At 64.4% G+C, this 12,689-nt stretch carries 11 protein-coding genes; 1 reads left to right on the forward strand and 10 read right to left on the reverse strand.

Annotation, left to right across the window (positions count from 1 at the left end; all coding sequences use genetic code 11):
* Positions 1–108: 108 nt before the first annotated feature.
* A complete protein-coding gene (locus tag AB433_RS14340; protein ID WP_047824188.1) occupies positions 109–3,462 on the forward strand; it encodes a hybrid sensor histidine kinase/response regulator in 3,354 nt (1,117 codons plus the stop codon).
* Here AB433_RS14340 and AB433_RS14345 read toward each other — a convergent pair.
* The 10 genes from AB433_RS14345 to AB433_RS14390 all read right to left on the reverse strand — a co-directional run bounded on the left by AB433_RS14345 (position 3,451) and on the right by AB433_RS14390 (position 12,632).
* The gene (locus AB433_RS14345) at positions 3,451–4,650 is read right to left on the reverse strand and encodes a BaiN/RdsA family NAD(P)/FAD-dependent oxidoreductase (RefSeq protein WP_082134947.1); all 1,200 of its coding nucleotides are present in this window, start codon (positions 4,648–4,650) and stop codon (positions 3,451–3,453) included. The genes AB433_RS14340 and AB433_RS14345 overlap by 12 nt on opposite strands.
* Positions 4,647–6,023 carry a ribosome biogenesis GTPase Der gene (gene der / locus AB433_RS14350; RefSeq protein WP_047821947.1) on the reverse strand — a complete coding sequence of 459 codons (1,377 nt, stop codon included), beginning with the start codon at positions 6,021–6,023 and terminating at the stop codon, positions 4,647–4,649. The genes AB433_RS14345 and der overlap by 4 nt, the downstream gene beginning before the upstream one ends.
* A 104-nt stretch (positions 6,024–6,127) precedes the next feature.
* Positions 6,128–6,997 carry a 3-hydroxyisobutyrate dehydrogenase gene (mmsB, locus tag AB433_RS14355; RefSeq protein ID WP_047821949.1) on the reverse strand — a complete coding sequence of 290 codons (870 nt, stop codon included), beginning with the start codon at positions 6,995–6,997 and terminating at the stop codon, positions 6,128–6,130.
* Positions 6,994–7,251, reverse strand: coding sequence for a hypothetical protein (locus tag AB433_RS14360; RefSeq protein WP_047821951.1), 258 nt, complete (start codon positions 7,249–7,251; stop codon positions 6,994–6,996). Before AB433_RS14360 ends, mmsB begins: the two co-directional genes overlap by 4 nt.
* On the reverse strand, positions 7,248–8,030 hold the full coding sequence (locus AB433_RS14365) for an enoyl-CoA hydratase-related protein (protein WP_047821953.1): 783 nt from the start codon (positions 8,028–8,030) through the stop codon (positions 7,248–7,250). Before AB433_RS14365 ends, AB433_RS14360 begins: the two co-directional genes overlap by 4 nt.
* The gene (locus AB433_RS14370) at positions 8,027–9,073 is read right to left on the reverse strand and encodes an enoyl-CoA hydratase/isomerase family protein (RefSeq protein ID WP_047821955.1); all 1,047 of its coding nucleotides are present in this window, start codon (positions 9,071–9,073) and stop codon (positions 8,027–8,029) included. Before AB433_RS14370 ends, AB433_RS14365 begins: the two co-directional genes overlap by 4 nt.
* An 11-nt stretch (positions 9,074–9,084) precedes the next feature.
* Complete coding sequence (locus tag AB433_RS14375) at positions 9,085–10,227, reverse strand: acyl-CoA dehydrogenase family protein (protein WP_047821957.1); 1,143 nt, start codon at positions 10,225–10,227, stop codon at positions 9,085–9,087.
* 25 nt (positions 10,228–10,252) lie between these two features.
* The gene (locus AB433_RS14380) at positions 10,253–10,564 is read right to left on the reverse strand and encodes an I78 family peptidase inhibitor (protein WP_245626674.1); all 312 of its coding nucleotides are present in this window, start codon (positions 10,562–10,564) and stop codon (positions 10,253–10,255) included.
* Entirely contained in the window at positions 10,561–11,037 is a 477-nt protein-coding gene (locus AB433_RS19590) for a hypothetical protein (RefSeq protein WP_053059186.1), read from the reverse strand. Before AB433_RS19590 ends, AB433_RS14380 begins: the two co-directional genes overlap by 4 nt.
* 86 nt (positions 11,038–11,123) lie before the next feature.
* Positions 11,124–12,632 (reverse strand): CoA-acylating methylmalonate-semialdehyde dehydrogenase, encoded by a 1,509-nt coding sequence (locus AB433_RS14390; protein ID WP_047821959.1) that lies wholly within the window; start codon positions 12,630–12,632, stop codon positions 11,124–11,126.
* Positions 12,633–12,689: the final 57 nt, after the last annotated feature.

Genomic DNA, 12,689 nt, shown 5'->3' on the forward strand with positions numbered 1-12,689 from the left:
GTCGCCCCCCATCTTCGTTGCGGGTGGACGGGCGCAGCAAGGGGCTTTTGCTTTCGCCCGCAATTCGCCTAACGTCAGACTGGTAGAGGGGGGACACGCTTGAGCGCCATGTCGATGATCGTCGTGCCACTCGTCGCGCTGCTCTATGCCGCGCTGCTGTTCCTCGTCGCCCACCTCGGCAATCGAGAGAGCTTTGCCGATCTTGCGGAGCGGCATAAACGCACGATCTTCGGCCTCAGCCTTGCGGTCTATTGCACCAGCTGGACGTTCTATGGCGCGGTAGAGACCGCCGCATCAGGCGGTTGGCAATTCGTGCCGATCTACCTTGGCCCCATTATCCTGTTCGTCGTTTTCGGCAAATTTATCGCCCGCGTGCTGCAACAGGGAAAGGCGCAGCATTCGACATCCATCGCGGACTTCCTGTCGGCCCGCTACGGCAAGAGCGCGTGGATCGCCGCCTCTGTCACTTTGATCGCTCTATTCGGGGCGCTGCCCTACATGGCGCTGCAACTGCTGTCGGTCAGCCAGACGATGATGGCGCTGGTGCCCGACCTGTCGAACGCCATTCCGGCAGAGGAAGTGACAATGACCGTCGCGGCCGCGATGGCGGCCTTTGCCATGCTGTTCGGCACCGGGCGCATCGACCTGACGCAGCACAACCGCGGCCTTGTCATCGCCATCGCGTTCGAGGCGGTAGTAAAGCTGATCGCGCTGGTCGCTGTCGCAGCGTTTGCGGTGACGCTGCTTATGGTCGACCTGCCGCGCGGAGAGACTTTGCGCCGGCTCGATGCCAGCTTTTCTGTCGGGCAGTTCGATGCACGGTTCGCGGTGATGACCTTTCTGGCCGCGATGGCGATCCTGTGCCTGCCACGCCAGTTCCACGTGCTGGTGGTGGAAGCGCGGGAGAACAAGCTGAAAGGCACGGGCCGCTGGCTTTTCCCCCTCTATCTCTTGATCGTCACGCTATGCATCGTGCCGGTGATGATCGCGGGGCAGGCGCTGATCCCGCAGGTGCCCGCCGCGATCCACATGCTGCAACTGCCCGCTGCGTTCGGGGCGGACTGGCTGGCGATGCTGGCCTTCCTTGGCGGGTTCTCGGCCTCGACCGGCATGATCATCGTCACCTCCATCGCGCTGTCGGGCATGATTACCAACGACCTGATCGTGCCGCTGTTCTTCCGCGGCCAAATGCGCCGCCGGGGCGAGGCGCAACCGTTCGGCGCAACGCTGATCAACATCCGTCGGCTGGTGATCGCCGGGCTGATGGCGCTGGCTTACGCGTACCTGCGATCCTCCACCGGCATGTCGCTGGCGGGGCTAGGCGAAATTGCCTTTGCCGGGGCCGCGCAGTTCGCGCCGGGGCTGTTGTTCGGGTTCTTCTGGCGCAAGGCCAACCGCGTCGGGATGATCGCCGGACTGGGTGCCGGGTTTACGACGTGGCTGCTGCTGCTCGCCATGCCGATCTTCGGCAGCGACATCGTGCCGCCGGTTATCGGCACCGACCCGTTCGTATCGGGCGTCTTGCTCTCACTATCGGCCAACGTGGCGCTGTTCGTGCTGTTCAGCCTTGCCGCGGAACCGACCCTGCTGGACCGGGTGCAGGCCGTGGCCTTCGTCGACCGCAGCGAGACCGACGCCAGCCGCGCCCGCATCGTGACCGACACCCGCGTCGCCGATTTCCGCCTGCTGCTCGAACAGTTTCTCGGCCCCGAAAAGGCGCGCGACGCGCTGAACCGGCTGCGGCTGGTGACCGCACGGCGCTATCAGGATGCCGACCAGCCCGATGCCGAACTGATCGACACCACCGAGCGGCTGGTCAGCTCGATCATCGGATCGTCCTCTGCCCGCGCGCTGGTGCAATCCACGCTGGAGGGTGAGCCGGTCAGCGTCGAACGCGTCGTCGCCATGTTCGACGAAACCAGCCAGCGGCTGCAATTCGGGTCCGACCTCCTTCAGATCGCTATCGAGAATATCGACCAAGGCATCTCGGTGGTGGACGCGGACCAGCGATTGGTCGCGTGGAACAACCGGTATCGAGAAATGTTCGACCTGCCGCCCGAACTGGTCGAAGTCGGACGACCGATTGCAGAGCTGATCCGTTTCAACATGCGTTCCGTCGGGATCGGCGAGGATGCGATCGAGCGTGAAGTGTCGAAACGCCTGTTCCACTTGCGCGCGGGCCGCCGGCATCTGACCGAACGCGAACAGCCCGACGGGCGCGTGCTGCGCATCCTCGGCAACGCGGCACCCGGCGGCGGTTATGTCACCAGCTACACCGACATTACCGCCGACCGTAAGGCAGAGGCCGCGCTGGAGGCGAAGGTGCGCGAACGCACCGAACAGCTGGTCGAAGCGAACCGCGCGCTGGAAACAGCGACCAGGTCCAAAACCCGCTTCCTCGCCGCAGCCAGCCACGATCTGGTCCAGCCGATGAACGCGGCGCGCCTGTTCGCCAGCGCCTTGGCAGAGGAAATCGGCCCGGACCGCGCGCAGGAATCGGCGCTGCTGGACCAGATCGACCGCTCCATCGAAACCGCCGACCGGTTGCTTCGCGCCTTGCTCGACATATCGCGGCTCGACGGCGGCAAGGCGCGGGTGGAGCCCGAACGCTTCGCGCTGGACCGGGTGTTCGAAGAGATCGAGAACGAGTTCGCGGTGCAGGCCGAGGCGAAGGGGCTGGGCCTGACCGTCCGCCGCACGGGGCTGTGGCTAAAGACCGACCGGGGGCTGTTCGTCTCGGTGCTGCAGAACCTCGTCACCAATGCCGTGCGCTATACCGACGAGGGGCGCATCCTTGTCGCCGCGCGCAAGCGGGGGCAGCAAGTGGAAGTGATCGTCGCGGATCAAGGGCGCGGCATTTCCGAGGAAGACCTGCCGCGCATCTTCGAGGAATTCACCCGCGTCGGTCAACGCGACAATGCGTCGTCGGGGCACAGCCTCGGCCTCGGCCTGGCCATCGTGCGGCGCATTGCGGCGATGCTGGGGACGGAGATTGCAACACGATCCGTGCTGGGGCGCGGCACCTGTTTCAGCTTCTGCCTGCCGATGGCCGAACCGGGCAAAGTCGCCCCAACCCCTACACCGGCGCGTCCGCAATCCGCGATGCCTACGGCCTATACCATCGCCTGTGTCGACAACGATCCGGCGGGGCTGGCAGCGGTTACCGCGCTGTTCGAACGGTGGGGACATACGGTGCATTCGGCGACCGATCCGGCGGCGCTGGACCTTGCCGATGCGCCCGATCTGGTCGTGCTGGATTACCAGTTGGACGATGGACTGCGCGGCGATGCCGCCTACGAAACGCTGTGCCAGCGGTGGGGCGCAAGACCGCCAGCGATCCTGCTGACTGCGGAGGAAACGGCGGAAACCAAGGCCGCCGCAGACCGCATCGGGGCGCGGCGCATGATCAAACCGCCCTCGCCCCCGACGCTGCGGGCGCTGGTCAGCGCGCTACTCGGATAGGGCCTGCGCGCAAGCCACCGCGCTGGCCCATGCCCACTGAAAGTTATAGCCGCCCAGCCAGCCGGTAACATCCACCGCCTCGCCTATGAAGTACAATCCGGGCACGGTTTTTGCCTCCATCGTTTTCGACGACAGCCCCGCCGTGGCGACGCCGCCGACGGTGACCTCGGCCTTGGCGAATCCTTCGGTGCCGGTCGGGTGAAACGTCCAGCGCTTCAACCGTTCTCCGCCCGCGCGCAGGGCCTTGTCCTTGGTGTCGGCAAAGGCGGTTTCGATGCCGATACGGTCGGCGAGCGCCGCAGCCAGCCGGTCCGGCATCGTGGCGGAAAGCGTGGAGCGCACGGTTGCCTTGGGGTTCTCGGCCTTGGCCTCGATCAGGCGTTCCGCCGTGGCATCGGGCAGGAAATCGACCGTCACCGCCTCCCCCGATTGCCAGTATGAAGAGACCTGCAAGATTGCCGGCCCAGACAGCCCGCGATGGGTGAACAGCGCCGCCTCGCGGAACTTCGGCCCTTTTGCCGCGGATTGGCCTGCCTCCGCAACAACCTCGTTCGCCACGCCCGACAAGTCGCGAAACAGTGCATCGTCATCGCCCAGCGTCAGCGGTACCAGCGCCGGACGCGGCTGAACGACTTTCAGCCCGAACTGCCTTGCAAGGTCATAGGCGAACCCGGTCGCGCCCATTTTGGGTATCGATGGCCCGCCGGTGGCAACGACCAGCTTCGTCGCGTTGACCGCGCCTTTCCCGGTTTCAACCGTGAACAGACCATCGGCATGGCGCACGCCCCCGATGGCCGCGCCGCAGCGAAGCTCGACTTGGCCCTTGGCGCATTCGGCCAGCAGCATATCGACGATCTGCACGGCCGAGCCATCGCAGAACAACTGGCCCAACGTTTTCTCATGCCAGGCAATGCCGTAGGTTTCGACCAGTGCGAGGAAGTCCCGCGCCGTATATCGCGCCAGCGCCGATTTCGCGAAATGCGGATTGGCCGACAGGTAACGATCCGGCGCAACTTGCAGGTTGGTGAAATTGCACCGCCCGCCGCCTGAAATCAGGATCTTCTTGCCGGGCCGGTCAGCACCCTCCAGCAAAAGCACCCGCAAACCCCGCTGCCCCGCACGCGCGGCGCACATCAAACCGGCCGCGCCTGCGCCCAGCACGATGACGTCGAATACGTCCCCGCTCACGATTTCGCGTAGGGGTTCTTCGGACTGCGCAGCATGATGCGAACCGGCACCGAGCCGAACCCGAGATCACGGCGCATGGAATTCACCAGATAGCGTTCGTAGGACGCGGGCAGGTCATCCAGCCGCGTGCCAAAAATCACGAAACGCGGCGGCCTTGCCCCGGTCTGCGTGATATAGCGCAGCTTGATCCGCTTGCCCCCCGGCGCGGGCGGCGGGTTGGCGGCCATGGCATCGTCGAACCAGCGGTTCAGTGCCGCCGTCGGCACGCGCCGGTTCCAGATGTCGCGCGTTTCGAACGCGGCGCCCAGCAGATTATCCAGCCCCTTGCCCGTCCGCGCCGACACCGCAACCAGCGGCACGCCTTTCACCTGCGCCAAGCCTTCGTCCAGCGCGTGGCGAATGCCGTTGAACAGGCCCGAAGGGTCCTCCGCCACGTCCCACTTGTTGATCGCAACGATCAGCGCGCGGCCTTCCTCGACGACGTGGGCCGCGATCTTGAGATCCTGATGCTCCAGACCTTTCGTGGCATCGAGCAGCAGCACGACCACCTCGGCAAAGTCCACCGCGTGGCGCGCGTCGGCAACGGCCAGCTTTTCCAGCTTGTCGGTCACTTTTGCGCGTTTGCGCATGCCCGCCGTGTCGATCAGCTTGACCCGACGATCCTCGCCCAGCTTCGGATCGTGCCAGACCCAGTCGATGGCGATCGAATCGCGCGTGATCCCCGCCTCCGGCCCGGTCAGCAGGCGATCTTCGCGCAAAAGCTGGTTGATCAGCGTGGACTTGCCCGCATTCGGGCGGCCCACGATGGCCAGTTGCAGCGGGCCGAGCGGCTTTTCCTCGTCCTCGCCCAGTTCGACCGCGTGTTCGTCAGGCTGAAGCGGGTCGAGAATCGGCAACAGCGCCTCGAACAGGTCGGCAACGCCCTCGCCATGCTCGGCGCTCATCGCCACAGGATCGCCAAGACCCAGCGCATAGGATTCGAAAATACCCGAATCGCCCGCCTTACCCTCGGCCTTGTTGGCGACGACGGTGACGGGCACCGACGTGCGTTGCAGCCAGCGGGCGATTTCCTCGTCCAGCGGGGTCAACCCGGCGCGGCTGTCGATCACGAACAGAGCGGCAGCGGCCCCGACCAGCGCGGCCTCCGTCTGCTGACGCATCCGGCCCGGCAGGGTCTCTGCGTCCTCGTCTTCCCAGCCCGCCGTGTCGACGATCTGGAATTTCAGGCCCAGCAGTTCGACATCGCCGAACCGGCGGTCGCGCGTCACCCCCGGCTGATCGTCGACCAGCGCGAGTTTCTTGCCGACGAGCCGATTGAACAGCGTCGACTTGCCCACATTGGGGCGTCCGATGATGACGACTTGCGGCAGCATCCGCGCCAAGTGGCGATTTGGCGCGGGTTACGCAAGGAAATTACACGAGCGTCCGTAGTTGTGAGGCCCGGGCGCAGCGACCAAAGGGAGCGAACCGACGCCAATCAAAGCGTCGTGAAGATGCTGCCGAAGTCTTTTCCGCCCAAGCCCGCCTTGTCGGCTGCTTCGTAAATCTCGGTCGCCTTGCGGCCCAGATCAACCTTTGCGCCGCTGTCGTCCGCCGCCGCCATGGCAAGGCGCAAGTCCTTCAGCATCAGCGCGACCGCGAAGCCGCCCGCGTAATCGTTGTCTGCCGGGCTGGCTGATCCTACGCCCGGAACCGGGGTGTAGTCGTTGAGCGACCAGCAATAACCGGTCGATTTCGAGCTGATGTCATAAAACGTCTGCGGGTCCAGCCCGTTGCGCTCGGCCAGCTTCATAGCCTCGCACGTGCCGATCATATGCGCGGCGAGCAGCATGTTGTTGCACATCTTCGCGACCTGACCGGCCCCGGCGTCGCCCGCGCGGATCACGGCCTTGGCCATTGGTTCCAGCACCGGCTTGGCCCGCTCGAACGCCGAAGCGGTGCCGCCAACCATGAAAGTCAGGTTTCCGCCATTGGCCGCCGCGATGCCGCCCGACACCGGGGCATCGACCATGTCATAGCCTGCCTTCGTTGCGGTTTCGATCATTTCGCGCGCGGTGGCGACGTCGATCGTGGAACAGTCTAGCAGCAGCGCGCCCTTGGGCGCCTTGCCGATCACGTCGTTCGTCAGCACCGCCTTCACGATCGCGCCATTGGGCAGCATCGTGACGACCGCCTCGGCATCGGCCACCGCCTCGGGCACGGCCGTAAACATCGTACAGCCGTTCTCCGCCGCGCGGGCCAGCGCCTCTTCGGACAAGTCGAAAGCAGCCACCTCGTGCCCCGCCTTGGCCAGGTTCGCGGCCATCCCGCCGCCCATGTTGCCAAGGCCGATGAATGCGATTTTCATAGCAAATCCAGTCCAGAAAATAGCCCGTAGCCTCCGATGACAATCAGAAGAGGCCCGAAGAGTGAAATCATGACGAGTTGTAGTCGCTGGAGGACGCGGTCGAATTTTGTCAGCGGCAGAGGTTCAGCGCCAGTAGTCTTGAGTATCGCCGCTTCGGCGATACTAACCATCTCGTCCTTGCGATGCCGCCAACCAAGGATGGCCAGCCAAGAAAACAGCAGTCCAACTACCAAGAGAACCAGAGCGAAGATCACCGCCCCTTCCAGTTCCCCGCGCGCTTCTCGACGAAGGCGGCCATGCCCTCGTCCTTGTCCCCGGTCGCGGTCAGCACCTGAAACATACGGCGTTCGGCGATCAGACCCTGATCCAGCGTCGTTTCGAACGCTGTGTTGACCATTTCCTTGTTCATCATCGCGGCCAGCGGCGGCATTCCGGCGATCGTCGCGGCGGTTTTCATCGCGTCGTCGACCAGTTCGCCCAGCGGCACGATGCGCGCGACAAGGCCGCTGCGTTCGGCTTCCTCGGCGTCCATCATCCGGCCCGTCAGGCACATCTCCATCGCCTTGGACTTGCCGACCGCGCGGGTCAGGCGCTGCGATCCGCCCATGCCGGGGCCGACGCCCAGCTTGATTTCCGGCTGGCCGAATTTCGCGGTGTCGGCGGCGATTATGAAGTCGGCCATCATGGCCAATTCGCATCCGCCGCCCAGCGCGAAGCCGTTGACCGCGGCGATCCAAGGCTTGCGGACCTTTTTCACGATGTCTGCGGTCCAACCCGCAAAGAAATCCTCGATATAGAAATCGGCGGCGGGCTTGTCGGACATTTCCTTGATGTCGGCCCCAGCAGCGAATGCCTTGTCGCCGCTGCCGGTCAGCACCGCGCAAAGCTGCGAGCCATCAGCCTCAAACTTGGCGAAAGCATCGGTCAATTCGGCCAGCACGGTCGAGTTCAACGCGTTCAGCGACTTGGGCCGGTTCAGCGTGATCAGCGTGACCGCGCCGCGCGTTTCGGTAAGGATCGTTTCGTAGGTCATAGCGGTTTCCACTCATGTTCCGGGGGCAGCGGGGCAAACAGGCTGTCGACCATTTCGTCGCTCACCTCTTCTGGCGTGGCCGGTTGCCACTGCGGGTTGTTGTCCTTGTCCACCAAGAGCGCGCGAACGCCCTCGGCAAAATCATGCCGGGTAATCGCACGTGACGCGCCGCGCAGTTCCATCGCCATATTGTCGGCGAAGTTTTTGCAGGCAGCGCCCAGTTCAAGTTGCTTCAGCACGTATTTGCAGGCCGACGGGCTTTTGCTGCGGAGGGTTTTCAGCTCCTTGCCCGCCCAGTCGCCGCCATCGGCTTCCAACGCGGCCAGGATGTCCTCGAACCGGTCCGAGGCGAACAGCGTGTCGATCCTCCCCCGATTTCGGAGGATGCGCGCGTCTGGCGCAGGGGTGGAAAGGTCGGCCAGTGCCGCTTCGATCCCGGCTGGATCGGCAACGATCCGCGCCTTCGCCTCTGCCAGCGATTCCGCCGACAGGTAATGCGTGGCCAGCCCCGCCGCGAGGCATTCCGCCCCGTCCAGCCGCGCGCCGGTCAGGCCGAGGAACCGACCCAGCCGTCCGTCCAGCCGTGACAGGTACCAACCGCCGCCAACGTCGCAGATCAGGCCGATGCCGGTTTCGGGCATGGCGAACTTCGTATTTTCGGTCGCGACGCGGTGTTTCGCGGGCTGCGATATGCCGACCCCGCCACCCATCGTGATGCCGTCCATGAAGGCGACGACGGGCTTGGGATAAGTGAACATCAGGTGGTTGAGCTTGTACTCGACATCGAAGAAATGCCGCCCGCTCTCTCCGCCATCGTCCAGCCCGGACTTGCGCAGCAGGGTAACATCGCCGCCCGCACAGAACCCGCGCCCTTCGGCATGGTCGAGGATCACCGCCTGAACCGCATCGTCGTCGCGCCAGGCCAGCAGCGCAGCGGTCATCGCCTCGCACATGTCCAGCGTCAGCGAGTGGATCGCCTTGGGCCGGTTGAGCGATATGTGCCCGACCGCGCCGTGGTTATGGATGTGGACCAGATCGGTCATATGACCCACACTCATTTCACCAAGTCCCGCCCGACGATCATGCGCATGATCTGGTTCGTGCCTTCAAGGATCGAATGGACCCGCAAATCGCGGTACAGCTTCTCCACCGGGTATTCCTTCAAGTATCCGTAACCGCCGAACAGTTGCAGCGCCCGGTCCACGACTTTCGATCCGGTCTCGGTCGCGATCATCTTGGCCATTGCGGCAAACCGCGTCTTGTCCGGCGCGCCCTCGGTCACTTTCGCAGCGGCGAGGTAGAGCAGCGCCCGCGCCGCCTCCAGCTCTGCCGCCATTTCGGCCAGCGTGAACTGCGTGTTCTGGAAATCGGCGATGGCCTTGCCGAACTGCTTGCGGTCTTTCGTATAGGCAACCGCCTCGTCCAACGCGCGCTGCGCCCCGCCCAGCGAACAGGCGCCGATGTTGAGGCGTCCTCCGTCCAGCCCAGCCATCGCGATGGAAAAGCCCTGCCCTTCGGCACCGACAAGGTTCGCCTTGGGCACTTTCACGTTATCGAGGATCAGCGCTGCGGTCGGCTGGGAATTCCAGCCCAGCTTCTTTTCCTGCGCGCCGAACGACACGCCGGGCATGTCCTTTTCGATCACGACGCAGGAAATGCCCTTGGGCCCATCCTTCCCGGTGCGGACCATCGTGACGTAGATCTCGTTCTCACCGCCACCGGAAATGAACTGCTTCGATCCAGTAATCTCCCAGTGATCGCCCTTGTCGACCGCCCTGGTCTTCAACGCCGCCGCGTCGCTGCCCGATGCCGGTTCGGTCAGGCAGTACGATGCCATCCGGTTCATCGCGATCAGGTCGGGCAGATAGCGGTCCTTCAGGTCCTGCGACCCGAAGCAGTCGATCATCCAGCTGGCCATGTTGTGGATCGAGACAAAGGCACTGGTAGAAGGACAGCCATAGGCCATCGCTTCCATGATCAGCGCCGATTCCAGCCGCCCCAGACCGATCCCGCCCGATTCCTCGGACACGTAGATCGCCGCAAAGCCCAGCTCCGCCGCCTGTTTGATCGTGTCGCGCGGAAAGGTCTTGTGCTCATCCCATTCGCCCGCATTCGGGGTGATGGCATCGGCGGTGAAGCGCCGCGCCATCTCCTGAATGGCAAGCTGGTCTTCGGTCAGGGCGAACTGGCCGGTCATGGTCTCTCCTGAAAGTTGGGTCAGATCAGCCGCAGCTGATCCGCTCGATTATCATGTTGTCGTCATAGGATACCGTCAGCCGGTTGGCGCGGTAATCCATGGTCACGGCGGTGCGCGGCGGCACCCAGCGCAGGATCGTCGCGCCGCTGCGCGCCATCAGTTCTGCACCGGTGGCGGTAGAGGCGGTCGATCCCAGCATGTCCTGCACGCCGGTCGCATCGCAGGTGCCTTCTCCACCAACAGGAACGCGGACGGGTTCGGATGCGGTCGTCGCACAGCCTGCGAGCAGGACGGGAGCGGCGATCAGCGCGGCAACTTTCAACGAATGGGTCATCATGTACACCTCTCATATTCGAACGGCCCGCCAGAGCCATCGCCGCCATTGGTGGAGCGGGTCAAGGTCGCACCGACCAGCCGAAGCGTTTCGGTGCGGGTCCATTCCCAGTCGAAGCTGGCGACGATATGGCTGGCATCGCGCTCGGCAACCGACGCCAAAGTGCCGACCGATTCGTAGAACGTCAGCGATTGCGATCCCACGGTCAGCAGACCTTTGCCATCGCTGCGGCTTGCGTCGCAATCGTTGGTTGTCATGCCCCAGCGGCCTTGCAGTCCGGCGGGGATGGTCTGCTCCATCTCGTCGGTCGCATCGCCGCCCGGTGGCCCGGCCCCATCGCCGATGCCGCCATCGGGTTCGACCGGCATCGGGGTTTCGGTGGGCAACGGATCGGGCTCGCTGGTATCGCCGCAAGCGGCAAGCGCGAGGAGGGAGGCCGCCGCAAGGGCGGCGCGGGCAGGCACGGTCAGACGCATGGCAAGTCCTTTCGCTCGGGTCCGGTCATACCGGACCCAACGTCCGAACGGGTCTGTGTGTCCCTATGCACCGCCTTACCCCCCGATCACCCCATCGTCGGTATGACGAATGCGTTAGAGCCATCACCGCCGCCATCGGGCCAGCGCTGTGTCACGGTCTTGACCTTGGTCCAGAACTTCAGCCCCTCGGTGCCGTACTGGTTCGTGTCGCCAAAGGCAGACCGCTTCCACCCGCCGAAGCTGTGATAGCTGACCGGCACCGGGATCGGCACGTTGATGCCGACCATCCCGACATTTACGCGCGACGCGAATTCGCGCGCGGCATGGCCGTTTCGGGTGAAGATCGCGACGCCGTTGCCGTACTGGTGCTGGCTGGGCAGCGTCAGCGCCTCCTCGAAATCCTTGGCGCGTACCATCTGCAGCACGGGGCCGAAGATCTCTTCCTTGTAACTTTCCATGTCGGTGGTGACATGGTCGAACAGGCTGGGTCCGATGAAGAAGCCTTCCTCGTATCCCTGCAGTTTGAAGTTGCGACCGTCGACGACCAGTTCGGCGCCCTCGTCGACGCCCTTCTGGATCCACGCCTCGACCTTTTCCTTGTGCTGCTTGGTCACCACCGGGCCGTAGTGTGCATCGGGGTCGGTGGCGATGCCGGGGCGCAGCGCGTCGATCGCAGGCAACAGCTTGGCTTTCAGCCGCTCGGCCGTATCCTCACCCACCGGCACCACGACCGGCAGCGCCATGCAGCGTTCGCCCGCCGAGCCATAGGCCGCGCCCATCAGGTCGTTCACCGCCTGATCCAGATCGGCGTCGGGCATGATGATGCCGTGGTTCTTCGCGCCGCCCATCGCCTGAACGCGCTTACCGGCGGCGACACCCCGCTTGTAGACATAGTGCGCAATGTCGGACGAGCCGACGAAGCTGACCGCCGCGATATCCGGGTGGTCCAGGATCGCGTCGACCATCTCCTTGTCGCCGTGGATCACCTGCAGCAGCCCCTCGGGCGCTCCGGCCTCAAGGAACAGTTCGGCAAGGCGGTTGGGGACGGAGGGGTCGCGTTCCGAGGGTTTCAAAATAAAGGCATTGCCGACCGCGATGGCCATGCCGAACATCCACATCGGGATCATCGCGGGGAAGTTGAACGGGGTGATGCCAGCGCCGATGCCCAGCGGCTGGCGCATCGAATAGACGTCGATGCCGGGGCCCGCGCCTTGCGTGTATTCGCCCTTCAGCACCTGCGGAATGCCGCAGCAATATTCGATGACTTCCAGGCCGCGCTGCACGTCGCCCTTGGCGTCGTCGATCACCTTGCCATGCTCGTTCGAGAGCATGAGCGCGAGGTCGTCCATGTTCGCCTCGATCAGTTCCTTGAACTTGAACATGACGCGGGCGCGCTTTTGCGGGTTGGTCGCGGCCCATGCGGGCTGCACTTCCTTCGCCGTGGCGACAACTTTTTCCAGCAGAGCGGCATCGCCCAGCGCCAGCTTGGCCTGAACCTGCCCGGTCGACGGGTTGTAGACGTCGCTGGTGCGGCCCGAATAGCTCCCCGGTGCTGCCCCGCTGCCGCCGGTGATGAAGTGGTCGATCAAGCGCATGGCAAATCCTCTCAGATAACTGGCGCGCAGGGTTATGCGCGAGGTTTGCGCACGGTT

The sequence above is a fragment of the Croceicoccus naphthovorans genome, from assembly GCF_001028705.1.
Classification (GTDB): domain Bacteria; phylum Pseudomonadota; class Alphaproteobacteria; order Sphingomonadales; family Sphingomonadaceae; genus Croceicoccus; species Croceicoccus naphthovorans.

Excerpts from the sequence above, each read along its gene's own strand:
- der (WP_047821947.1), bottom strand. The coding sequence starts at position 6,023 with ATGCTGCCGCAAGTCGTCATCATCGGACGCCCCAATGTGGGCAAGTCG.
- AB433_RS14340 (WP_047824188.1), top strand. The coding sequence starts at position 109 with ATGTCGATGATCGTCGTGCCACTCGTCGCGCTGCTCTATGCCGCGCTG.
- AB433_RS14365 (WP_047821953.1), bottom strand. The coding sequence starts at position 8,030 with ATGACCTACGAAACGATCCTTACCGAAACGCGCGGCGCGGTCACGCTG.
- AB433_RS14375 (WP_047821957.1), bottom strand. The coding sequence starts at position 10,227 with ATGACCGGCCAGTTCGCCCTGACCGAAGACCAGCTTGCCATTCAGGAG.
- AB433_RS14390 (WP_047821959.1), bottom strand. The coding sequence starts at position 12,632 with ATGCGCTTGATCGACCACTTCATCACCGGCGGCAGCGGGGCAGCACCG.
- AB433_RS19590 (WP_053059186.1), bottom strand. The coding sequence starts at position 11,037 with ATGCGTCTGACCGTGCCTGCCCGCGCCGCCCTTGCGGCGGCCTCCCTC.
- mmsB (WP_047821949.1), bottom strand. The coding sequence starts at position 6,997 with ATGAAAATCGCATTCATCGGCCTTGGCAACATGGGCGGCGGGATGGCC.
- AB433_RS14380 (WP_245626674.1), bottom strand. The coding sequence starts at position 10,564 with ATGATGACCCATTCGTTGAAAGTTGCCGCGCTGATCGCCGCTCCCGTC.
- AB433_RS14370 (WP_047821955.1), bottom strand. The coding sequence starts at position 9,073 with ATGACCGATCTGGTCCACATCCATAACCACGGCGCGGTCGGGCACATA.